The organism is Roseicella sp. DB1501, from assembly GCF_013112485.1.
In the GTDB taxonomy this organism is placed as follows: domain Bacteria; phylum Pseudomonadota; class Alphaproteobacteria; order Acetobacterales; family Acetobacteraceae; genus Paracraurococcus.
The window spans coordinates 615,536-638,132 of sequence record NZ_JABFHG010000001.1 but is presented as its reverse complement, the minus strand read 5'-3'; the positions used below and the strand labels follow the sequence as shown (position 1 = coordinate 638,132).

Here is a 22,597-nt window from a genome sequence, read left to right as displayed (position 1 = left end):
CGAAAGCGGCATCGCCTCGCCTGCCGGCCCGCCCCCCGCATGCCGCAGCCGCGAGGCAGCCCCCTTGCTGCCCCGCCACCCCTACGCGATGACAGGCGCGCCATGACCCATTCCGCCCCGCGCCTCCGCCTCGCCCGCCGCACCCTGCTCGCCGTCGCCGCGGGTGGTCTCGTCGCGCCCGCCCTCGCCCAGGGCGGCTTCCCCGACCGCCCGCTGCGGATGGTCATTCCCTTCCCGCCCGGCGGCGGCAGCGACATCCTCGGCCGGCTGCTGGCGCAGCGCATGGGCGAGGCGCTGGGCCAGCCGGTGGTGCCGGAGAACCGCTCCGGCGCCGGCGGCAACATCGGCACCGAGGCGGTGGCGAAGGCCGCGCCCGATGGCTACACGCTGGTCACCGTCTTCAACACCATCGTCGTCAACCAATTCGTCTATGCCCAGCTGCCCTTCGACCTGAAGCGGGACCTGGCGCCGGTGGCGAAGGTGGCGCTCGCCCCGACCCTGATCTGCGGCGGCCCCAGGCTGCAGGCGCGGGACCTGCGGGAGGTCGTCGAGATCAGCCGGCGCGAGCCGGGCCGGCTGAACCACGGCACGCCCGGCCTCGGCACCATCACCCATGTGAGCGCCGAGCTGATGGATGCGATGTCGGGCGGCAAGCTGACCCATGTGCATTACCGCGGCACCGGCCCGGCGGTGACGGCCTGCGTCAGCGGCGAGGTGGAGCTGGTCTCGGCGCCGCTCTCGGCGGTGGACGAGCTGGTCAAGGCCGGGCGGCTGCGGGCGCTCGGCAATCTCGCCGGGCAGGACAGCCCGCTGATGCCGGGCGTGCCGACCGTCGCCGCGGCGGCGGGGCTGCCGGGCTATGCGGTGGATAACTGGGGCGCGGTGCTAGCGCCGGCCGGCTTGCCGGAGCCGATCCGGCAGAAGCTCGAGGCGGCCGCGCGCCAGGCGGTCGACACGCCAGAGGGCCGGGCGGCGCTGGCGGCGCGCGGCATCGAGAGCAGCTTCGGCGACGGCCGGGCGCTCGCCACCGTCATCGAGGCCGACAGCCGGCGCTGGGAGCCGGTGATCCGCAAGGCGAATATCCGAGTGGAGTAAGGCAGGCCCGCAGGGCGGCGGCAGGGGCACCGGGCAGCGACGGGCCCGCATGTTGCTCCTGCTCCGGCTCCTGCTCCGGCTCCTGCTCCCGCTTCCGGTTGCCGGCGGAGCGGCGCCGGCGAATCCATACTGTCGCGGAACGCGCATGAACCCTGGCTGCCGCGGGCCGTTTTGCGGCCTCGCGGCTCTGCGGGCCGCAGCAGGGAGAGTCCGGGATGTTCATGCGCATCGATAAGTTGCAGGCCGAGCTGCCCGCGCCGAAGCGGAAGGATCCGAACGCCGCCGCGGCTTTGCAGGAATTGCTGGGCGGGAAGTACGGCGAGATGTCGACGCTCGGGAACTACATGTTCCAGAGCTTCAATTTCCGCAGCAAGGACAAGCTGCGCCCCTTCTACTCCCTGGTCGCCAGCATCACCGCTGAGGAACTCGGCCATGTCGAGCTGGTGAGCAACGGCGTCGCCATGCTCGCCAACGGTCCGGATTCCGCCCAGGACGAGGTGGGCGGCGCCGATATCTCCAAGGCGCCCTTTGAGGCGATGAAGGACATCCGCTCCTTCGCCAGCTTCGCCTCCCATGCCGGGGGCTCAGTGCCGGTGAACAGCAACGGCATGTCCTGGAATGCCGACATGGTGACCACGACGGGCAATGTCGTGGTCGACCTGCTGCACAATTTCCACCTGGAATGCGGCGCCCGGCTGCACAAGCTGCGGGTCTACGAGACGCTGTCGGACCCGACCGGGCGCGAGGTCTGCGGCTACCTGCTGGTGCGCGGCTCGGTGCATGCGCATGCCTATGCACTGGCATTGAAGCAGATCACCGGCGCCGACATCACCAAGGTGCTGCCGACGCCGAACATCCCGCTCGGCAACATCCCCGAATGCCAGAAGTACCTGCAGGAGGGCTCGCACCGCCGGCTCTATACCTGGAGCCCGGCCGACTACAAGGAGATCGCCGGCCTCTGGGGCAATGGCGAGCAGGCCCTGCCGGGCGACCCGCCGGGCGAGTTGCAGGTGGTGGACGGCATGCCGGAGGGCGGCAAGATTCACCAACTCACCGGCGTTGCCTCGGCCTTCACCCCGGACTACGCGCCCGAGGAGATGTTCGAGGTCGCCACCAAGCTCTACAAGATGTCGCGCTGATGAGGAGCGGGGCCGGCAGCTCGCCGGCCCCGCCCGGTGCCCCGCCGCGGCAGGCTGTGACGCATCCCGGGCAGCGGCATCGTGGGGGTGTTAAACTGGCGGCACCGCCCCCGTCCGCTCGGTGATCGGGCCATACCATTGCGGCCGGCGATGGGCGGCGAAGTTGAACATCTTCTCCTTCCCCTGCCGGCAGGCATCGAGATCCACCTCGGCGAAGATCAGCTCCTCGCCGAGCCCCTTGGCCTGTGCCACCACGATGCCGTTCGGATCGACGATGCAGGAGCCGCCGATGAGCCCGGCGCCGTCCTCGTTGCCCGCCTTCGCCACCGAGACCGCCCAGGTCGCGTTCATATAGGCATTGGCCTGCACCGCGAGGGTCGAGTGGAAGGTGCGCCGCTCGGCACTCTCGCCCTCGCCACCGTTCGGGTCGTAGGCGGCGGAGTTGTAGCCGATCAGCACCAGCTCCACCCCTTGCAGGCCGAGCACCCGCCAGCCTTCCGGCCAGCGGCGGTCGTTGCAGATCAGCATGCCCATCACCGGCGCGCCCCAGGCGGCCGGGCCACGCGCCGCCGGGAAGCCGGTATCGCCATACGCGAAATACATCTTCTCGAGCTGCTGGTAGCGCTGACCGGGCTTCACCCGGTCGGAGCCGGGAAGGTGGATCTTGCGGTACTTGAAGAGGATCGACCCGTCCGGCCCGACGGTCACGGCGCTGTTGAAGCGCTGCCCCTCCGGCGTCAGCTCGGCATAGCCGACATAGAAGCCGATCCCGAGCCTCCGCGCCCGGTCGAAGAGCGGCTGCACCTGCGGGTTCGGCATCGCCGTCTCGAAGCAGGCCAGCAGCTCCGGGCTGTCCCGCTCCATCGGCCAGCGCGGGAAGAAGGTGGTGAAGGCGAGCTCGGGGAAGACGACGAGCTGCGCCCCCCCTGCCGCCGCGCCCTCGAGCAGTGCGATCATGCGGTCGAGGATGGCGGCGCGGCTGTCGGCGCGCTGGTTCGGGCCCATCTGGGCGCCGGCGAGACGCAGGATGCGGGACATGGCTCAGCCCTCCCCCAGGTAGGTGTCGCGGTGCTGGCGCGGCACGAAGCGCCCGCTGCCGGGGCGGGCCAGCACCGTGCCGCCGTCCCAGATGCAGGCGCCGCGCAGATAGGTGGCGGCGACGCGGGCCCGCATCGCCCGCCCGTCATAGGGGGACCAGCGGGCATCCTCGCGGTCGCGGATCTCGCTGGCGTCGAAGGCGAAGTCACCGCGCTCCAGCACGCAGAGATCGGCGTCGCAGCCGATGCGGATGGCGCCCTTCTTCGGGTAGAGGCCATGGAAGCGTGCCGGGCGCTCGGCGCAATAGCGGGCCATCAGCGTCGCCGGCAGGCCGCGCTCGGCGAGCAGCGTGTACATCAGCGGCGCGAAGCTCTGCAGCCCGGTCAGCCCGGCGCCGGAGGCGAAGATGTCGCCGTCATAGACCTTCCGCGCGCGGGGCCAGGGGGCGTGGTCGGTCGAGACATAGGCCACCTGGCCGGCGCGGAAGGCCTCCCACATCCGCTCCACCTCGGCGGCGCTGCGGAAGGGCGGGTTGCACTTGCCGAAGCCCTGGAGCCGGACCAGGTCCTCCTCGGTCATGCACAGATACTGGATGCAGGCCTCGCCCGAGGTGCGGGCGCCGCTGCGGCGGTAGAGCTCGGCCAGCTCGAAGCCGCGGGCGATGGAGGAATGGGCGATGTGGACGTGGCAGCCCGTCTCCAGCGCCATCTCGAAGATCTCGAGATCGGCCATGCTCTCGGCCAGCGGCGGCCGGGTGCGGGCATGCATGATCGGGTCGGTGCGGCCGGCCGCCTTCGCCTCGGCGGTCAGGCGCTGCACCAGCTCCTGGTCCTCATTGTGGATGGCGCACATGAGGCCGGTCTTCGCAATCTCGCGGAAGGCGGCGAGCATGGTCGGGTGGTCGATGCGCGGGAAGCGGACCGCATCGTATTCATAGGTCGAGAGCTTGAAGGAGCAGATCCCGGCCTCGGCCAAGCCGGCGATGGCCTCGACGCCGCCCGCCTTGGTGATGGTGCCGTAGAGCGCCATGTCGACATGCGAGGTCGCCTCGACCACCGCCACCTTCTCCCGCAGGATGCCGGCATCCGTCACCGGCCGCGGCACGTCATAGGGCATGTCGACGCAGGTGGTGACGCCGCCGGCCGCGGCCGACATCGAGGCGCCCTCGATCCCCGGCCAGCCAGTGCTGCTGCTGGTATGCATGTGGCCGTCCACCAGCCCGGGCAGCAGCAGCCGGCCGGCATGGTCCTCGACCGCGGCGGCGGGCGGCGGCGTGCCCTGGCCGATCGCCGCGATCACCTCGCCGCGCACCGCCACATAGCCATCGCTCAGCACAGCGTCGGGCAGCACGACATCGCCGAGGATCACGCGGTCGAAGGGGGTTGGGGGCATCTCGCTCTCCGGCATCGGGTTCGCCGGACCCTAGCCCTCTTCCCCGTGCAGTTTGAGGGGGGTGGGCAGGCGAAAACTGCCGCCGTCGCCCGGCAATGCCTGCCGGGCGGGCGGGGATTGCCGGCTGCGCTGGCTCTTCCCGGCGCGGGCGGATGCCGCGCGCGCCGCGTTCCGTGGGAAAAAATTACACTGACATCATGATCGCTCCTTGCCCGAAGGCCAGCGGACAAGGGGTTCGCTGCCCGGCGGAGGCAGGCGATCAGGCGGATCGGTTCGTCGACCCCATCCTTCCTAGAGGGCTGAGCGCGGGTGCAGGCCCCGCGACAGGCGAGCGACAGCGGGGCTGACGGCATCCCCCAGAGCAGAACGGACGACACGGGAACGACGACGTCCGGCGGTTCCGCCAGTGCCGCGGCCAGCGGCCCGACGCTGCCGCAGCTTGCGGCCGCGCTGACGCAGGTCCTGATGCCGGCCCCGGGGCAGTTTGCAGGGCGCCGGCCGGGCGCATCGCCACCACCATGCCGAGGCGCCCGATGACGGCGCCGGCCAGCAGGGCAGCGACCCGATGCGCGACCTGATGCAGGCGATGACGCGGGCGCTCGATGCCTGTGCCGCGCAGAACGGCCGCAGCGCCGCAGCGAGCGGGACCTCGGTCAGCGCTTGAAGGCCGGCGACCCGTTGCGACGCGCCGGCAAGATCGTCGGCTGCCGCGGTGCCGCTATGCTGGTGGCGGCTGGCCGCTCTGCGGGAAGACCTGCCGCGCCACCCGCACCGCGAGCCGCGAGGCATCGGTCTCGCGCTCACTGTTCCAGACCAGCGCCACGCCGACCGATTCGACCGGCCCCGCCAGCTCGCGGAAGGCGACGCCTGGCGGCCGCAGCACCGCCATGCCGGAGCTGACCAGGGCGACGCCGAGCCCGGCCGCGACGAAGGCAAGCTGCGCCATGGCCGAGGAAACCTCGCGCACCGGCATCGGCTCGAAGCCCGCCGCGCGGCAGGCGCTGATCTGCCGGTCGAAATAGGCCGGGCTGATGCTGCGCGGCAGCAGCATCAGCGGCTCCCGCGCCAGGGCGGCGAGGGGCAGGGGGCCGGCCCCGGCGAGCAGCGCATGCCCCTCGGGCAGCGCCGCCACCAGCGCATCCTTGCCGAGCGGCAGGACCCGCAGCGGCAACCGGTCGCGGTCGAGGCGCGCCAGGGCGAAATCCACTTCGCCGCGCCGCAGCGCCTCCACCGCATCGGCGGTGTCCATCTCCTGCACCGCCATGGCGGCATCCGGCTGCGCGTCGCGGAGCGCGCGGACCAGCGGCGGCAGGAAGTCGAAGAGCGCGGAGGTGACGCAGGCGAGGGCCATCGGCAGCTGCCGCCCGGCGCGCAGCTCGCGCGCCAGCGCCTCGATCTGCTTGGCATCCTCGGCGAGTCGGCGGATGCCCGGCAGCAGCGCCTCACCCTCGCGCGTCGGGCGCGCGCCCTTGCGCGTCCGCTCGAGCAAGCGGACGCCGAGCTCGGCCTCGAGCGCCTGGATCTGCGCCGAGAGCGGCGGCTGCGACAGGCCGAGCCGCGCCGCGGCGCGTCCGAAATGCCCCTCCTCCGCGACGGCGAGGAAATGCGCCATGCGGCGGAGGATGCGGAAATCCATGCGTCACCTCGTTCGGGCAGGCCCGGGCAGCCGGGCCGCGGCGCCGTCCGCCCGCACCGCGCGCGAGCCCGCCACGGCCCGCATCGGCGACCGGCGCCAGCTGGCGCCGCGGCGGCCGCATCTTGCCTCGCGCCCGCGATACGGAAATCCTATCGATCCGCTGCGTCAATCGGAATGGACGAAGTCCGCGCGCGGCGGGACAAAGCCCGCCTCATCGTCCGCCTTCGTCCCGGACCGTCCCGGGGCAGGTCGCGCGGGCATCACCACGATCCGGGGCCATGCCGAGGGGCACGGTCCCGGCGCCCCATGGCCGATCAAAGGGAGCCAGGCCCGTCATGCAGATGCACCCCGTGAAACTCTACCCGTCCAAGGCGATGCTGCCGCGCGAGGAGCAGCTCGCCTGGAAGATCGCGGGCGTGGCCGCGGACAAGGTTGCCGTCCAGAAGGACGTGCAGGAGATGATCATCAACCGGATCATCGACAACGCCTCGGTCGCCATCGCGGCGATCAACCGCCGGCCGGTGGTCTCGGCCCGCACCATGGCGCTCGGCCATCCGCGCAAGGGGGGCGCGACCATCTTCGGCCTTTCCAACGCCAAGGGCTTCTCGCCGGAATGGGCAGCATGGGCGAACGGCACCGCGGTGCGCGAGCTCGACATGCACGACACCTTCCTCGCCGCCGACTACTCGCATCCCGGCGACAACATCCCGCCGATTCTCGCGGTCGCCCAGACCATGGAGAAGTCCGGCCGCGACCTGATCCGCGGCCTCGCCACCGGCTACGAGATCCAGATCGACCTGGTCCGCGCCATCTGCCTGCACGAGCACCGGGTGGACCACATCGCGCATCTCTGCCCCTCGGCGGCCGCCGGCATCGGGGCGCTGCTCGGCCTGAAGCAGGAGGTGATCTTCCAGGCCGTGCAGCAGGCGCTGCATGTCTCGGTCTCCTTCCGCCAGAGCCGCAAGGGCGAGATCAGCTCCTGGAAGGCCTTCGCCCCGGCGCATGCCGGCAAGCTGGCGGTCGAGGCGGTGGACCGCGCCATGCGCGGGGAGGGGGCGCCGAGCCCGATCTACGAAGGCGAGGACAGCGTCATCGGCTGGGTGCTCTCCGGCCGCACCGAGGCCGACAAGCACGGCCGCGCCGCCGCCTACGAGCCGGTCTACTACCAGGTGCCGCTGCCGGGGCCCGGCGAGGCCAAGCGCGCCATCATGGACAGCTACACCAAGGAGCACTCGGCCGAGTACCAGTCCCAGGCCCTGATCGACCTCGCCTTCCGCATGCGCGAGCAGATCAAGGACATCGAGGACATCGAGCGGATCGTCATCCATACCTCCCACCACACGCACTACGTGATCGGCACCGGGGCGAACGATCCGCAGAAGATGGACCCGAAAGCCAGCCGCGAGACCCTCGACCACTCCATCATGTACATCTTCGCCGTCGCCCTGCAGGACGGCCGCTGGCACCACGTGGACAGCTACGCCCCGCGGCGGGCCGGGCGGGCGGACACGGTGCGGCTCTGGCACAAGATCGAGACCACCGAGGACCCCGAATGGACCCGCAAGTACCACTCGCGGGATCCGGAGGAGCTCGCCTTCGGCGGCCGGGTGGAGATCTTCTTCAAGGACGGCACCAAGCTGGTCGACGAGCTCGGCGTCGCCAACGCCCATCCGAACGGCGCCCGGCCCTTCGGGCGGGAGGACTACATCAACAAGTTCCGCACCCTGACGGACGGCATCATCTCCGCCCGCGAGGCGAACCGCTTCCTCGAGGTGGTGCAGGATCTGGCGAAGCTGCAGGCCGGCGAGCTGCACCTGGTGAACGTGGCGCTGCCCGCGGGAGCGCTGACGGAAGGCAAGCCGGGCATCTTCTGAGTCGAGGACGCCGGCGGGACCGGGCGGCGGGGCGCCCGCTTGTGCAACCCGTCCCGCCGGGGTGAGGTTTGCGTGGGACGACCGGCATCGTCCCGCCATCGGGCGTGGCACCGGCCGCCGGCCGCGCCCCGCCAGTCGTCCCGACGGGCCGCCCGACCCGTCGATCCCGGGTGCCCCGGCAAGGCCGGACCGCCGGCCATCCGCCCCGCCCGGGACCCTGTTTCCACGTGAGGAGCGCAGAGCATGAGCGAGAAGAGCAACACGCCCGAGATCAAGAAGGGCCTGGTCGGCGTCTATGCCGACGTCTCCACCATCTCCAAGGTGATGCCGGAGACCAACAGCCTCACCTATGGCGGCTATGCCGTGCAGGACCTCTGCGAGACCTGCACCTTCGAGGAGGTCGCCTACCTCCTCTGGCACGGTGAGCTGCCCAACGCCGCCCAGATCGAGGCCTTCAAGAAGGAGGAGGCGAGCCAGCGCGCCATCTCGCCGGCGCTGCACCGGGTGATCCGGGAATTCCCGAAGGACGCCCATCCGATGGACGCCATCCGCACTTCGGTGTCCTTCATGGGCCTCGAGGACCCGGAGGCAGGCGACACCTCCGACGCGGCGCAGCGGCGCAAGGCGATGCGCCTGCTGGCGAAGATCCCGAGCTGCATCGCCGCCGCCCACCGCGCCTCGAAGGGGCTGGAGCCGATCGAGCCGAACCCCGCCCACTCCTTCGGCGAGAATTTCTTCAACCTGGTCTTCGGCAAGGTGCCCCAGCCGGAGGTGCTGAAGGCCTTCGACGTCTCCCTGATCCTCTATGCCGAGCACACCTTCAACGCCTCCACCTACACCGCCCGGCTGGTGACCTCGACCGGGGCGGACATCCACGGCGCCATCACCGCCGCCATCGCGGCGCTGAAGGGGCCGCTTCACGGCGGCGCGAACGAGGCCGTGATGCACATGCTGAAGGAGATCGGCGACCCGAAGATCGCCCGGGAGTGGCTGCAGAGCCGCTTCGACCACAAGGCGCTGGTCATGGGCTTCGGCCACCGGGTCTACAAGAGCGGCGACAGCCGCGTGCCCACGATGCGGAAATACGCCGAGAAGATGGCCGAGGTGGTGGGCGACCGCACCTGGATGGAGATCTCCCGCATCCTGGCCGACGAGATGCTGACCAAGAAGAACATCCACCCGAACCTCGATTTCCCGGCCGGCCCCGCCTACTACCTGATGGGCTTCGACATCCCGCTCTTCACCCCGATCTTCGTCGCCTCCCGCATCACCGGCTGGGCGGCGCATGTCTTCGAGCAGGGCGCGGACAACCGGCTGATCCGGCCGCTCTCCTGGTACACCGGGCCGGAGCAGCGCCCGGTGCCGCCGCTCTCCGCGCGGTAGCGCCGCGCCGCGGCCAGCGGCGTTCGCAGGGAGCGATCGAAGAACGGCCGCCGGACTCTCCGGCGGCCGTTCGCGTCTTCGCCCTTCGCAGCAACGCCGCATGCATGCGGCGCGATGCACGGCGCGAGATGCGCACGCGGAAATTCGATGCGCGAATTGCGGTTTCTGTTGACACGCTGGTTGCGTGTGCAGATAGCGTGCATTGCGCAGGACGTCGCACGCGATTCGCACGATCCGCAATCGCCGCAACCAGCGACGGCATGCCGCAGCAGGGAAGGACGGTCCATGGACCGCAGGCAGCACGGGATGGCGACGCGCCGCGTCGAAGGTCCCGCGCCGGTGCCGGGCAACGATGCCAAGCCCGGCGAGGGAGATGCAGCCGAGGGAGGCATGATGCGGCCAGGTGCCGCCGATCGCCCCCGGCCGCGTTCCGCTCGCGCGACCTGGACAGCGACCACGACGGCGCCACGCGCTACGGGATCCGCGCGCCGCCGCCATCGCACGACCGTTCCTGCCTCCACCCGGGAAGGCCGCGCCGCGGCATCCTGGCTCACCACGGAACGCGCAAGGAGATCCTGACCGTGACCGATACTCCCGAGACCCCGAAGGCGCAGGCGATGGCGATGTCGACCACGCGGCGCACCGCCAAGAAGCCCGCCACCGCGCGCGGCCGCGTCGCCGCCAAGAAGCCTGCCGCCCGCAAGGCCGCCGCGCCGAAGAAGACCGCCGCCAAGAAGCCTGCCGCCCGCAAGCCCGCGGCGAAGAAGGCGACGACCGCGCGCAAGCCGGCCGCCCGCAAGACCACGGCGAAGAAGGCGACGACCGCGCGCAAGCCGGCCGCCCGCAAGACCGCGACGAAGAAGGCGACCACCGCGCGCAAGCCGGCCGCCCGCAAGGCCACCACGGCGAAGAAGGCGGTGGCGCGCAAGCCCGCCGCTCGTAAGGCCGCGACCACCCGCAAGCCGGCGGCCCGCAAGGCGACGACCACCGCGCGCAAGCCCGCCGCTCGTAAGGCGACCACCGCCGCCCGCAAGCCGGCCGCGCGCAAGACCGCCGCGCCGAAGCGCGCCGCCGCCGCCAAGGCCGCGACCTCCTCGCGCTCGGAGGCCGCGAAGAAGGCCGCCGCGACCCGCGCGGCGAAGAAGGCCGCCGCCGCCACCCCGGCGCCCGCGCCGGAGACGATGAGCGAGGAGACCTCCGCGACCTGAGGCGCGGCTGCATCGCGGCCTGGTCGGGGCCGCGGGCTGCTGCATCCCTGGCGACCGGGCAAGGCCATCCCTGGCGGCGGCGGCGCCATGCGGTGGCCCTACCCTCGATCCCGGCGAGAGGGCGCCGTTCCGCGAGGGACGGCGCCCTTTTCGCGTCAGCCGACGGTGTCGTGCCCCGCGGCGATCAGCCGCGCCAGCCGCCGAAGAAGGCGAATTCCTCGATCGGGCGGCGTTGCCGCGGCGCCGTCTCGCGTGCCGCCAACGCCTCCGGCAGCGCCTCGGGCGGGCCCACCTCGCCGATGGCGATGGCGGCAACGGGATCGAAGCGCTCCGGGATACCGAAGGCGCTGCGCGCCGCCGCGGCGTCGTAGCCCGCCATCGCATGCGCCTGCAGCCCGATCGCCGTGGCCTGCAGCGCCAGCAGCGCGGTCGCGGCGCCGGTATCGTGCCAGCCATGCCGGAGCGGGTTGCCGTTGTTCGGGTTGTGCGTGCGGGCGACCGAAAGCAGCAGCGCGCCGGCCTGCCGCGCCCAGCTCTGGTTGTTGGGCGAGAGCACGCCGAGCAGCCGCTCGAAGGCCTCCTTCTCGGCGTCGCGGCGGGCGACGATGAAGTGCCAGGGCTGCAGGTTGTTGCTGCTCGCCGCCCAGCGCGCCGCCTCCAGCAGCCGCTCGATGGCGCCGGGCGGCAGCGGGGCGCCGGTGAAGCTGCGCGGGCTCCAGCGTCGGGCGATGAGCGGCTCGATGGGATGGGCGGCGGGCGCCTCGCGCCCCGTGGCGGCGCGGCTGGTCTCGGGATGGCTCATGGCGGCTCCTTTGCTCCGCCCGCCATGCTCCGCCCTCGGCACGCCCGGTCAAGGGCGTGCCGGCGCGCGTCAGCCGAAGGCCGAGAGCAGGTCCTCGATCTCGGCCGGAGTCAGCAGGCGCGGCTGCCGTCCCTGCAGCAGCAGGGCGAGCTTCGCCGCCTCCTCCAGCTCCTCCGCGGCGTAGACCGCGTCGTCGAGCGTCCTGCCGCTGACCACCGGCCCGTGATTGGCGAGCAGCATCGCCTGCGCCTCGCGCGCCGCCGCGGCGATCGCCGGCTCCATCGCCGCATCGCCCGGCCGGTAGTAGCGCACCACCGGCAGGACGCGGCCGACCCGCATGACGAAATAGGGCGTCAGCGGCGGGATGGGCGCGGCCTCGCCCGGCGCGGCCAGGCAGGCGATGGCGGTCGCATGGGTGGAGTGCAGGTGCACCACGGCGCCCGCCTCCGGCCGCGTCTCCAGCACCGCGCGGTGCATGAAGACCTCCTTCGAGGGCTTGTCGCCCGAGACATGCCGCCAGTCGGGGTCGAGCTTGCTGATCCGCGCCGGGTCCAGCCGGCCGAGGCAGGAGTTGGTCGGCGTCATCAGATAGCCGTCCGGCAGCCGGACGCTGATATTGCCGGCGCTGCCGACCGAATAGCCGCGGCCGAAGAGCAGCCTGCCATGCGTGGCGATGGCCTCGCGGAGCTCCGTCTCATCCATGGCGTCTTCCCTTCTCCGCTAAGCGTCGAATGCCTTGAGGAAGAAGTCGCGCGCCCCGAAGTTGCCGCTCTTCAGCGCCAGGTGCAGGCCGCCCGAGGGACCCGCGATCTCGGCATAGGTCCAGGGCACGCCGGGATCGATCTCCGGCCCGATGCGCAGCGAGGCGACGCCGAGGCGCGAGACGACGGCGCCCGATGTCTCGCCGCCCGCCACCACCAGCCGCCGCACGCCGCGCTCGACCAGCCCGGCGGCGACCGTGGAGAGGGCCTGTTCCACCAGCGCGCCGGCGGCGTCGCGGCCGAGCTTCGCCTGCAGCGCCGCCACCTTCTCGGGCGGCGCGCTGGCTGCGATGACGACCGGCTGCGCGCCGAGCTTGCCCTCCGCCCACTCCAATGCCTGGGCCGCCAGCGCCGCCGCCTCCGGCTGCGCCAGCACGTCGAGCTCGAGCACCGGCGCATGGTCGCGGGCATAGCCGATCTGGCCGAGCGTCGCGCGCGAGCAGGAGCCCGCCACCACCGCCGCATGGCCCTGCATGGGCGGCAGCGCCGCCGCCGCCTCGCCGCGTTCGGGCAGCAGGCCCTTGGCGCGGAAATTCGCCGGCAGCCCCATGGCGACGCCCGAGCCGCCGGTGATCAGCGCATGCTCCGCCGCCGCCTCGCCGATCGCCAGCAGATGCGCATCGGTCACCGCATCGACGATGGCGTAGCGGCGGCCGCTCTCCTTCAGCACGGTCATCGCCCGGCGGATCGCCGTCGCGCCCTGCTCGACGGTGGCGAAGGGGACGAGGCCGACGGCGCCATCGGTCTGCCGGCCGAGGACGCGGACGAGGTTCGCATCCCGCATCGGGGTGAGGGGGTGGTTCTCCATCCCGCTCTCGTTCAGCAGCGCCTGGCCGACGAAGAGATGCCCCTGGTAGACGGTGCGCCCATTGGTCGGGAAGGCCGGGTTGGCGAGGGCGAAGCCGCAGCCCAGCCGACGCACCAGCGCATCCGCCACGGGGCCGATATTGCCCGCATCGGTGCTGTCGAAGGTGGAGCAGTACTTGAAGAAGACCTGCCGTGCCCCGGCGCTGAGTAGCGCCTCGCAGGCGGCGAGGCTCTCGGCCACCGCCTCCCGCACCGGCGCGGTGCGCGACTTCAGCGCGACGATGACGGCATCCGCCTCGGGCAGCGCGCTATCCGGCACGCCGATCACCTGCACGGCCGTCATGCCGCCCTTGACCAGGGTGTTCGCCAGGTCGGTCGCGCCGGTGAAGTCATCGGCGATGCAGCCGAGCAGGGGCATGGTTGTCTCTCTCCCGTGAGGCGGCAGCCAATCTAGCCTGCCCGGCGCCCGGCGGCGATCCGCCGGCTCAAAGCGGCGAGCCGTCCCTGCGCGTGTAGCGCCAGCGCCCGTCCGGCTGCATCTCCCCCTGCAGATCGTCCTCCGGATAGGCAACGCTGTCGCCGGCGCTGCGGTCGCCGACCTCGAGATAGAGCACCTCGCCCTCGCTGCGGTTCACCAGGTGATGCGCCGGGCCGCCGGCCGGGAAGCCGGCGCAGTCGCCGGCGGCGAGGCGGCGCTCCTCCGTGCCGAGCACCAGGGTCGGCGTTCCTTCCAGCACGTAGATCCACTCATCCTGCCGCGCATGCGCATGATGCAGGGAGGAGGCGGCGCCCGGCGTGAGCCGGGTGAGGTTCACGCCGAAATTGCGCAGGCCGAAGGGGTCGCCGAGCACCCGCTTCTCGCGTCCCGCGAGCTTCGCGGCGAGGTCGGACGGGAAGCCGGCGGGGCGCGGCAGGGGCGGCAACCCGGCCGCGCGCAGGGCGATCGGGTGCCGGACGATCGGGCGGCCGCTCACGGCGCATCCTCCGTCAGGCGCTTGCGCAGGAAGAGGCGCTCGCCCTTCGGCGGATAGGGCAGGCGGGCGAATTCCACGTAGCCCTGCTTCTCGTAGAAGCCCGGCGCCTGGAAGCTGAAGGTGTCGACCCAGGCGGAGTGGCAGCCGCTCGCCTGCGCCCGCCGCTCGGCGGCGGCGATGATGCGCCGGCCGAGGCCGCCGCCGCGCAGCCCCTCCTCGATCCAGAGATAGCGAAGGAACAGCCAGCCGGCATAGATTTCGCCCCGCAGGCCGCCGGCGACGCGGCCGTCGCGGCGGGCAAGGACATTGACGACCTGCCAGGGCTGGTGCCCCGGCCATTGCTGCTCGTTATAGGCCTCGAGGCCCCTGGGCAGGGCGTCGAGGTCCTCCTCCGATGGGGCATCCTCGATGCCGAAGGTCAGTCCGGGTGGCAGCGACATGCGGCCAGCATAGCGCGCTTCGCCCGCGGCGCGGCCAGTGCCAATCAGCCGCGCGGCGGCAGCGCCAGCACGTCCCGATGCCCGATCCGCGCCGAGAGGCGCTGCGCCTCCACCTGCGCCAGGCGCGCCGCCGCCCAGGCCTCGATCCGGCCGAGGCTGCGCGCATCCTGCCGCGCCGCGGCTCCGGCATGGTCCTCGACGAGCGCTGCGAGCAGCGGATCGGCGACGTCGCGCAGCGCCGGATGCGCGACCGAGCCGCGCTGCCGCACCAGCCAGTCGCTCGGCGCGCTCTCGACCGCGAAGCCGCGCGCGGCGAAGACCTCGGCGATCGCGGCCGGCGCGCGCGGGCCGAGCGCGGGACCGCCGAAGCCCTTGTCCCGCGCCTGGTCGCGGCGGAAGCCGGTCGCGACGCGCGCATCGCCGGGATGCGGCGGTGTGAAGCGGGCCGGCCCGTCGACGCAGAGCGAGGCGTAGAAGGGCAGGCGCAGCGCCGCGGCCACGCGCTCCAGCCAGGGGCGGGAGACGAGGTCGCAGAGCGCCGAGCTCACCACCGCATCGGCATTCGCCAGCGGCAGGTTGGCCGGCGCCTCGGCCAGGTCGGTGATGAGCGTCTCGATCCGCCAGGCGCCGCCCGGGGCGTGCACCAGCAGGGTACGACGGTTCGGCGCGGTGACCGGGAAGCCCACCTGGTCGGCGCGGTCGGCGATGGTGTCGAAGGCCGCCTCGGCCATGTCGCGGCTGCTGTCGACCAGCGTCCAGACCTGGGCGCGGCCGAGGCGCGGCGCCAGCCAGCGCAGCAGGCTGCCGGTGCCGGCGCCGAGATCGAGGAAGCGTGGCCGCGCCGGCAGCCGCGCCAGCAGCCGCGCCGCCAGCGCCTCGGAGCGGGCGACGGCATCGACAGGCTCGCGCAGCTCGAGCCAGCCGGGATCGAATTCCTCGGCCATCAGCCGTCGCGGCGTCCGGCGGGTCTGACCAAGCGCCGCATCAGGCGCGCTCCAGCTCGGCGGCGAAGGCGGCGGCGCGGTCGGACCAGCGCGGCAGGCGCTGGCCGGCCCGCCAGGCGGCCTCGGCCATCTCCTGGCGCATCTCGGTATCGGCCAGCATCCGCCGCAGCGCCTTGGTGAGGGAGACGACATCGCCGGGCGGCGAGACGGCGCCGGCCTCGATCGGCACGAGATCGGCGATGGCGCCGCCGGCGGTGATGGCGACCGGCAGCCCGCGCGCCAGCGCCTCGGCCGCCGCCATGCCATAGCCTTCCCACCAGGTGGCGAGGGCGAAGATGTCGGCGCCGCGATACAGCGCCTCCAGCGCCTCGACGTCCACCTCGCCGGCGAAGGTGACGCGCCGCGTGAGGCCGAGCGTCTCGGCCAGCGCCTGCAGGCCCTCGGCATGCACCCGGTCGCGGTCGTTGCCGCCGGCGATGGTCAGCCTCCAGTCGAGGTCGAGCAGCCCGGCCAGGGCGCGCATCAGCACGTCATGCCCCTTGCGCGGCACCAGCGTGCCGACGGAGAGGATCGCCGTGCCGGGGCCGCCGGAGCCGGGCGAGCGCGGCGCCGGGTCGGTGCCGGGCTCGACCACACCGATGCGCGCCGCCGGCACCTCGAACTCCGCGGCGAGGCGCTGCGCGGTGTGCGGCGAGGTGGCGAGGATGCGGGCGAGGCGCGGGAAGAGGTCGCGCTCGATGCCGCGCAGCGCGTCGCGGTCCTCCTGCGGCGCGCCATGCTCGAGCGCCGTCGGGTGATGGATCAGGCCGATGGCGCGGCGGGCGGCGAGCGACTCGGCGAACTCGGCGAAGGCCGGCAGGCCGAGCCCGTCGATGACCGGTCGCACATCCTCGGGCAGCGCCGCGAGGGCGGCGCGCGCCGCCACCTCGGCCGCCGCATCGGGCAGCGGGTGGCGGCCGGCGAGCTCCACCACCTCGACCGCATGGCCGAGCGCGCGCAGGCCCTCGACCATGCGCCGATCATAGATATAGCCGCCCGAGAGCGTCTCGAAGGGTGCCGGGACGAGGAGGGCAATCCTCATGCGGCGGCCCCGGCGCGGGCGGATGGCCTAGGCGGCGCACGTCTCATGCGACCGCGCCCTCATAGGCGGCCCAGGCATTCGGGCTCTCGCGCAGCAGCACCTTCAGGCCAGTGACCTGGCTGCCCTGCGGCCCGAGCCGGCCCTCGCGCAGCGCGGCGCAGAGAAGCGTGTGGATGTGCCGGCAGAGATATTCGGTGGTGGTGTTCTGCCCGGCGAACTGCCCCTCCTCGTCGAGATTGCGGTAGTCGAGCCCGTCGAGGGCGCGGCGCAGCTCCGTCTTGGCAAGGCCGATATCGACCAGCAGGTTCAGGTGGTCGAGCTGCGGCGCGCGGAACTCCGCCTCCACCGCGAAGGTGGCGCCGTGCAGGCGCTGGGCCGGGCCGAATTCGGCGCCACGGAAGCTGTGCGCGACCATGATGTGGTCGCAGACGGTGAGCGAGAACATCGCGGCACTCTCTATGAATAGGTGATGACGGGGCAAGGGGGGGCGCCGGCGCCGCGCGCGAGGAGGCCGGGCAACCGCTGCGGCAGCTCGGCGAAGCGGGCGACCGGCGCGCAGAGCGCGTCGAGCCGCGGATCCCCGAGCAGGGCGAGGGCCAGGGCGAGGCGCTCGGCATGGCTGCGGCGGCCGCGCATCGCCGGGGCGACGGCGCCAACCTGCGAGGAGAGCAGGGCGAGGCGCCGCGCATGGAAGGCCTCGCCGAGCGGCAGCGACACGGCGCGATCGCCATGCCAGCTCGCCTCGACGATGCGCGCCTCGAAGCCGGCGCGGTCGAGGGCGAGCTGCAGCCCGGCCGCGCTGGCGCTGGCATGGATGATCAGCTCCTGCTCGCCCGGCGCGTCCTCCGGCGGGGCGAAGCGGGCGCCGATGGCGGTGGCGAGCGCGGCGCGGCCGGGATCGAGGTCCACGACCACCGGCGCGATGCCCGGCATGCGGGCGAGCAGCGCCGCAGCCAGCAGCCCGACCGCGCCGGCGCCGATGACCAGCACCCGCTCGCCCGGCAGCGGCCGCGCATCCCAGAGGATGTTGAGCGCCGTCTCCATATTGGCGGCGAGCACCGCGCGATGGTCGGGCACCGCATCCGGCACCGGGATGCACATGGCCGCGGGGGCGAGGAAGCGGTCCTGGTGCGGGTGCAGGACGAAGACGCGGCGGCCGCGCAGCGCCGGCGGGCCCTCCTCGGCCACGCCCATGGCGCAGTAGCCGTACTTCACCGGAAAGGGGAAGTCGCCGGCCATCAGCGGCGCGCGCATCGCGGCGTGCTGGCTCGGCGGCACCCGCCCCTCGAAGACCAGCCGCTCGGTGCCGCGCGACAGGGCGGAGGCGCGGCAGCGCACCAGCACCTCCCCCGGCGCGGGCGGCGGCAGCACCTCCTCGCGCAGCTCGGCGCGGCCGGGCGCGACCAGCCAGAGCGCCCGGGCGCGCAGGCCCTCATCCGCCGCGGTCACGGCGCGGCGCCGGCGGCCTCGCCCGGCCGGGCGCGGTGCAGCGGGATGTCGAACAGCACGTCGGGATCGAGGGCATGCACCGTCCAGGCGAAGCGCAGCCCGTCGGCGATGCGGGCGACCTCGGGCAGGGTGAAGGCCGGGACGCCCGAGCCGAGCAGCACCGGCGCCACCGTGACATGCAGCCGGTCGAGGCAGCCCGCGGCGAGGAAGCGGCTGACCGTGACGCCGCCGCCCTCGACGAAGATGCGGGTGAGGCCACGGGCGGCGAGCGCGGCCAGGATGGCCGGCACGTGCAGGCCGCCATGCCCCTCGCCATGCCTCCCGCTGCGCGGCAGCCGCAGGACCTCGGCGAGGCCGAGCCGGTCGGGCCCCGCCGCATCCTCGGCGCAGAGCAGCAGCGTCGGCGGGCCTTCGCGGAACAGGGTGAAATCGGCGCCGAGCCGGCGGTCGGTGTCGAGGACCACCCGCACCGGGCTCGGCCCGGCGCAGTCGCGCGTGGTCAGCCGCGGATCGTCCTGCCGCACCGTCCCTGCGCCGATGACCACCGCATGGCAGAGGGCGCGCAGCCGGTGCGTGTGCAGGATGTCGCCGCGTCCGCCGATCCATTGCGAAGAGCCGGAGGCGGTAGCGATCCGCCCGTCCAGGGTCTGCGCCAGGCGGCCGACCACGATGCAGCCATCGGCGGCGCGCGGCGGGGCGAGCAGCGGGCCGAACAGCGCCCCGAGGGCGCCCTCCAGGGCACCATCGGGCAAGGGGCTGGGCGCGTCGCGCAGCCGGAGCAGCGACTCCCAGTCGGGGTGGAGGGCGATTCCATCCATCGGGCGCGGACCATGCGGGAAGGCTGACGGGGATGCCAGCGGATCAAGGCCCGAGGAAGGCAGATCCCGGCATGCCGCGGCGGCGATCGGCCGTGGCCGGCGATCGAACGCGGTGGCGCCACGATTGTTCGCGGGCCCCGCGCGTCAGCCGAATGGCGTCGTGGTGGTGGGGGCGGCGCGCAGCACGGCCTCCGCCCGGGCCAACTCGTCCGGGGTGTTGGCGTTGAAGAAGGGGTCGCAGGGCAGGGCCGGCCACTCCGCCGCGGCGCAGCCGAGCATGGCGGCGACCCGGCCGACCTTGCGCTCGCCGGCGAGCAGCGCCTGGCGTAGCGGCTCGCGCAGGCCGATGGGCCAAAGCGCGATGGTCGGATGCCGCTGGCCGCCCGATGCGGCGCAAGCGAGGGGCAGGCCGGCGCCGCGCCGTGCCGCCTCGAGCCGGGCCACGAGATCGGGCGGCAGGAAGGGCGTATCGCCAGGGACCGAAAGCAGCAGCGGCAGGTCGGGGCGATGTGCCGCCGCCCAGTCGAGCGCCGCCAGCACGCCGGCGAGCGGGCCGGGATGGCCCGGCAGCGAATCCGGCACCACCGGCAGCGCCGGCCATGCGGCGAAGCGTGCGGCCTCGCCATTGGCGTTGAGGATCACCGCCGCGACCTGCGGCCGCACCCGGTCCAGCACATGCGCGAGCAGCGGGCGCCCGCCGAGGTGCAGCAAGGGCTTGTCGGCGCCGCCCATGCGCCGCGCGAGACCGCCGGCCAGGATGACGGCGAGACTTCCAGGCGCGGTCATGCCGCGCGAGGCCGACGCGGCGCGGCCGGGAGGTTGCGGGCGAAGCCGGGCGAAGGCGCCAGCGGATGCGTCATGGCGACGCAGCGTGACGAGAGGCCAGGGACCGCGCAACCGGGCCGCCAGCGATGGCGTTTCTCGAACACAATCAGGAGGACACCCATGCCCACCTATCGCTTCCCCGCCGAGGCCGGCCTGGCCCTGGAGGGAGGAGTGCTTAGTGCGGACGCCATCGGCAACCGGCTGAATTCGCTCGGCCTGACGCGCGAGGGTGTCACGATCAGCCGCCACGACGATGCCGTCACCCTCGAGGGGCGGCTCCCCGACGAGGCGACGCGCGAGCGGGTGTTGCTTGCGGTCGGCAACCTGCAGGGCATCGCCCGCGTCGACGACCGGATGACGGTGGCGCGTGACCGGGGCGGCTTGCTCGACGCGATCGGCAGCTTCGCGCGGCTGCCCTCCGGCAGCGCCAATATCGAGGCGGCGGAGCGGGCCGTGCATGCGGCGAAGCCCGATCCCGATGCGCGCTTCGGCCCTGGCGGCAGCATCCTGCACGTGGTGCAGCCGGGCGAGACGCTGGAGGCGATCGCGGCCCGCCACTACCACGACACGGCGGCGGCGGGATGGATCCTGGAATCCAACGACCCCGTGCTGACCGATGCCGCTGCGCTGCGGCCGGGCATGGTGCTTCGCCTGCCGCCGCGCTAGACCATGATCCGCTCGCAAAGGGTCGCGGATCATGGTCCAGGCCGTTGTTTGATCGCGTGAGTCAGGCTTTCCGGTGAGGCCACCTCAAGCGATCACGCTCCAGCGGTTCCTCCCCCAGGCAGGCATCGCCGTGGTGCGGTCGTGCTCCTCGTGCCGGCCTGGTGATTGCCGGCACGGACGGCGACCGTGCCCGAGGCCGTGGAGCCAGCGACGTCGATCCGCCCGTGATACGGATTGTCGCGTCACGTTGCCGCGATTTATGGATGTCTTGACCTGATTCCGCCGCCATGCCTAGGAACATCGGCATCGCTGAGGTCCATGCCAGCGTTGCAACCCTGCTCCGTCAATTGCGCAGCAGGGCTGGCAGGGATCGGCGTTTATCACCACATCCCTCGCGCGCCCCGATGCTGCGCGTCCCTCCCTACGGCTGAGCCCGCTCGCGTGCCGCTCCGCGGCGCGGCGGGCCTTTGACCGTTCATGCAGGGACGTCACCGGGGTACGGGCTGACATGCAGGCGGACCGCAGGGTCTGCCGGGAGTGGATCGAGTGATGGACGGGTTTGTCACCGAGACGATGCTGGACGAGAACGAGGCCGAGGTGCGCGTCTCGCGTCCCCTTGGCGCGCCGGCTTTCGAGGCGCTGGTCGCTCGCGTGCCGGGTGGTGACGAGATGCCCGCCTGGGAGGAAGGGGAGACCGCCGAGGAGGACAGCGAGGACGCTCCGGGCGATCTCGCTGCCGATGCGGAGGATGGCGAAGGGGAAGCCCCTTCGGCCGAGACCGAGGTCGCTGCCCCGGCGGCCGGCAATTACGACGAGGCCGCGCTCGGGCGGACCGACGATCCGGTGCGGATGTTCCTGCGCGAGGCCTCGCGCACGGAGCTGCTGACGCGCGAGCAGGAGGTCGAGCTCGCCCAGCGCATCGAGGCCGGGCGCGAGGCGATGCTCGGCGCGCTCGGCGCCTGCCCGACGACGCGGCAGACCCTGGCGGCCTGGCGCGACGCGGTGGCGGCGGGCGGGCTGCCGCTGCGCGATCTCGTCGAGCTCGAGGCGATGGCCGCGGCGGCCGAGACGCCGGCCGAGGGGACCGAGGAGGGCGAGGCCGCCGAGGGCACGCTGGACCAGCGGCTGCGGCCGGAGATCCTCGCCTCCTTCGACGCGACCTTGGCCGCGCCCGCCGATGTGCCGGCGACCGAGATCGCCGCGCTGATCTCGACGCTGCGGCTGCGCGCCGACCGGATCGAGACGCTGATCGAGCAGGTGCGGGGCGCCCATCGCCGGCTGACCAGCCTCGATGGCCGCGCGCTGCGGCTGGCGACGGCGGCGAAGATCGGGCGCGAGGCCTTCCTGAAGCTGTGGGACGATGCCGAGGGCGCGGCGAAGCTGGCCGCCAAGCTCAAGGGCGCCGGGCCGGAGCTGCTGGAGATCCGGGCCGAGGTGGCGCGCATCGAGGCCGAGGCTGGTCTTCCCGCCTCGATGCTGCGGCGCCTGCATGCCGAGTTGAGCCGCGGCGAGCGCGACATGCGCAAGGCGAAGGAGGAGCTGACGCGCGCCAACCTACGGTTGGTCGTGCATATCGCCCGCAAGTACCGCAATCGTGGTCTGCTGCTCGGCGACCTGATCCAGGAGGGGAATATCGGCCTCATGCGCGCGGTCGAGAAGTTCGACTGGCGCAAGGGGTTCAAGTTCTCGACCTATGCCACCTGGTGGGTGCGGCAGGCGATGACGCGCGCCATCGCCGACCAGGCGCGGACCATCCGCGTGCCGGTCCACATGGCCGAGACCGCCTCGAAGATCGCCCGGCTGGGCCGCATCCTGGCCCACCGGACGGGGCGCGAGCCGACGGCGGAGGAACTCGCCCAGCGGCTCGGCGTGCCGACGGAGAAAGTGAAGTCGGTGCAGGGGATCGTGCGCGAGCCGGTCAGCCTCGACACGCCGATCGGCGAGGAGGAGGACGGGCGCCTTGGCGACCTGATCGAGGACCGCAACGCGGTGCATCCCTTCGATGCGGTCGCGCGCTCCGGCCTGCGCGAGGCGGCGGCACGGGTGCTCTCCGACCTGACGCCGCGCGAGGAGCGGATCCTGCGCATGCGCTTCGGCATCGGCATGGAGCGCGACCACACGCTGGAGGAGGTCGGCAAGACCTTCCACGTGACCCGCGAGCGCATCCGGCAGATCGAGGCCAAGGCCTTGAAGAAGCTGCAGAACGGCCAGCGCGGCCGGGCGCTGCGGAGCTATCTCGACCGCAGCTGAGGGCGACGGACGTCA

Annotated in this window: 22 protein-coding genes; 8 read left to right on the top strand and 14 right to left on the bottom strand. The window is 72.9% G+C overall.

Features of this window, described 5'->3' with window-relative positions:
* The first annotated feature begins 102 nt into the window (after nucleotides 1–102).
* Nucleotides 103–1,095: a tripartite tricarboxylate transporter substrate binding protein gene (locus HJG45_RS03065; protein WP_171610576.1), complete on the top strand. Its 993-nt coding sequence runs from the start codon at nucleotides 103–105 to the stop codon at nucleotides 1,093–1,095.
* A gap of 221 nt (nucleotides 1,096–1,316) precedes the next feature.
* Entirely contained in the window at nucleotides 1,317–2,234 is a 918-nt protein-coding gene (locus HJG45_RS03060; protein ID WP_254452231.1) for a manganese catalase family protein, read from the top strand.
* 90 nt (nucleotides 2,235–2,324) lie between these two features.
* Here HJG45_RS03060 and HJG45_RS03055 read toward each other — a convergent pair whose 3' ends face one another.
* The gene (locus HJG45_RS03055; protein ID WP_217362802.1) at nucleotides 2,325–3,272 is read right to left on the bottom strand and encodes an N-carbamoyl-D-amino-acid hydrolase; all 948 of its coding nucleotides are present in this window, start codon (nucleotides 3,270–3,272) and stop codon (nucleotides 2,325–2,327) included.
* Between the two features lie 3 nt (nucleotides 3,273–3,275).
* Complete coding sequence (locus HJG45_RS03050) at nucleotides 3,276–4,664, bottom strand: dihydroorotase family protein (protein WP_171610574.1); 1,389 nt, start codon at nucleotides 4,662–4,664, stop codon at nucleotides 3,276–3,278.
* 484 nt (nucleotides 4,665–5,148) lie between these two features.
* On the opposite strand from HJG45_RS03050, the gene HJG45_RS03045 reads away from it, so the two are divergent.
* A complete protein-coding gene (locus HJG45_RS03045; RefSeq protein WP_171610573.1) occupies nucleotides 5,149–5,328 on the top strand; it encodes a hypothetical protein in 180 nt (59 codons plus the stop codon).
* A gap of 54 nt (nucleotides 5,329–5,382) precedes the next feature.
* On the opposite strand, the gene HJG45_RS03040 is transcribed toward HJG45_RS03045, so the two are convergent.
* Entirely contained in the window at nucleotides 5,383–6,300 is a 918-nt protein-coding gene (locus tag HJG45_RS03040) for a LysR family transcriptional regulator (RefSeq protein WP_171610572.1), read from the bottom strand.
* A gap of 335 nt (nucleotides 6,301–6,635) precedes the next feature.
* Here HJG45_RS03040 and HJG45_RS03035 point away from each other — a divergent pair, with 335 nt between their 5' ends.
* From HJG45_RS03035 to HJG45_RS03025, 3 genes are all read left to right on the top strand, one after another.
* Nucleotides 6,636–8,174 (top strand): MmgE/PrpD family protein, encoded by a 1,539-nt coding sequence (locus HJG45_RS03035; RefSeq protein WP_171610571.1) that lies wholly within the window; start codon nucleotides 6,636–6,638, stop codon nucleotides 8,172–8,174.
* Nucleotides 8,175–8,417: 243 nt separating this feature from the next.
* Nucleotides 8,418–9,557, top strand: coding sequence for a bifunctional 2-methylcitrate synthase/citrate synthase (locus HJG45_RS03030; RefSeq protein WP_171610570.1), 1,140 nt, complete (start codon nucleotides 8,418–8,420; stop codon nucleotides 9,555–9,557).
* Between the two features lie 581 nt (nucleotides 9,558–10,138).
* The gene (locus tag HJG45_RS03025; RefSeq protein ID WP_217362801.1) at nucleotides 10,139–10,765 is read left to right on the top strand and encodes a histone H1-like repetitive region-containing protein; all 627 of its coding nucleotides are present in this window, start codon (nucleotides 10,139–10,141) and stop codon (nucleotides 10,763–10,765) included.
* Between the two features lie 184 nt (nucleotides 10,766–10,949).
* On the opposite strand, the gene HJG45_RS03020 is transcribed toward HJG45_RS03025, so the two are convergent.
* The 11 genes from HJG45_RS03020 to mobA form a co-directional block, all read right to left on the bottom strand.
* Entirely contained in the window at nucleotides 10,950–11,567 is a 618-nt protein-coding gene (locus tag HJG45_RS03020) for a nitroreductase family protein (RefSeq protein ID WP_171610569.1), read from the bottom strand.
* Nucleotides 11,568–11,636: 69 nt separating this feature from the next.
* Nucleotides 11,637–12,269 (bottom strand): aldolase, encoded by a 633-nt coding sequence (locus HJG45_RS03015; protein ID WP_171610568.1) that lies wholly within the window; start codon nucleotides 12,267–12,269, stop codon nucleotides 11,637–11,639.
* Between the two features lie 18 nt (nucleotides 12,270–12,287).
* Entirely contained in the window at nucleotides 12,288–13,553 is a 1,266-nt protein-coding gene (otnK, locus tag HJG45_RS03010) for a 3-oxo-tetronate kinase (protein ID WP_171610567.1), read from the bottom strand.
* Nucleotides 13,554–13,620: 67 nt separating this feature from the next.
* Nucleotides 13,621–14,109, bottom strand: coding sequence for a cupin domain-containing protein (locus HJG45_RS03005; RefSeq protein WP_368040497.1), 489 nt, complete (start codon nucleotides 14,107–14,109; stop codon nucleotides 13,621–13,623).
* Nucleotides 14,106–14,549: a GNAT family N-acetyltransferase gene (locus HJG45_RS03000; RefSeq protein WP_171610566.1), complete on the bottom strand. Its 444-nt coding sequence runs from the start codon at nucleotides 14,547–14,549 to the stop codon at nucleotides 14,106–14,108. Before HJG45_RS03000 ends, HJG45_RS03005 begins: the two co-directional genes overlap by 4 nt.
* A gap of 44 nt (nucleotides 14,550–14,593) precedes the next feature.
* Complete coding sequence (locus tag HJG45_RS02995) at nucleotides 14,594–15,493, bottom strand: class I SAM-dependent methyltransferase (protein ID WP_171610565.1); 900 nt, start codon at nucleotides 15,491–15,493, stop codon at nucleotides 14,594–14,596.
* Between the two features lie 40 nt (nucleotides 15,494–15,533).
* Nucleotides 15,534–16,574: a glycosyltransferase family 4 protein gene (locus HJG45_RS02990; protein WP_171610564.1), complete on the bottom strand. Its 1,041-nt coding sequence runs from the start codon at nucleotides 16,572–16,574 to the stop codon at nucleotides 15,534–15,536.
* A 43-nt stretch (nucleotides 16,575–16,617) separates the two neighbouring features.
* Nucleotides 16,618–17,019, bottom strand: a complete 402-nt coding sequence (locus HJG45_RS02985; RefSeq protein ID WP_171610563.1) for a 6-carboxytetrahydropterin synthase — start codon at nucleotides 17,017–17,019, stop codon at nucleotides 16,618–16,620.
* An 11-nt stretch (nucleotides 17,020–17,030) separates the two neighbouring features.
* Entirely contained in the window at nucleotides 17,031–18,023 is a 993-nt protein-coding gene (locus HJG45_RS02980) for a zinc-binding alcohol dehydrogenase (RefSeq protein ID WP_368040496.1), read from the bottom strand.
* The gene (locus HJG45_RS02975) at nucleotides 18,020–18,841 is read right to left on the bottom strand and encodes a RibD family protein (RefSeq protein WP_171610562.1); all 822 of its coding nucleotides are present in this window, start codon (nucleotides 18,839–18,841) and stop codon (nucleotides 18,020–18,022) included. Before HJG45_RS02975 ends, HJG45_RS02980 begins: the two co-directional genes overlap by 4 nt.
* Before the next feature lie 144 nt (nucleotides 18,842–18,985).
* A complete protein-coding gene (mobA, locus tag HJG45_RS02970) occupies nucleotides 18,986–19,627 on the bottom strand; it encodes a molybdenum cofactor guanylyltransferase MobA (RefSeq protein WP_171610561.1) in 642 nt (213 codons plus the stop codon).
* Nucleotides 19,628–19,786: 159 nt separating this feature from the next.
* Here mobA and HJG45_RS02965 point away from each other — a divergent pair, with 159 nt between their 5' ends.
* Together HJG45_RS02965 and HJG45_RS02960 are read left to right on the top strand one after the other, a co-directional pair.
* On the top strand, nucleotides 19,787–20,332 hold the full coding sequence (locus HJG45_RS02965) for a BON domain-containing protein (RefSeq protein WP_171610560.1): 546 nt from the start codon (nucleotides 19,787–19,789) through the stop codon (nucleotides 20,330–20,332).
* A 549-nt stretch (nucleotides 20,333–20,881) separates the two neighbouring features.
* On the top strand, nucleotides 20,882–22,582 hold the full coding sequence (locus HJG45_RS02960; protein WP_171610559.1) for a sigma-70 family RNA polymerase sigma factor: 1,701 nt from the start codon (nucleotides 20,882–20,884) through the stop codon (nucleotides 22,580–22,582).
* Nucleotides 22,583–22,597 lie beyond the last annotated feature (15 nt).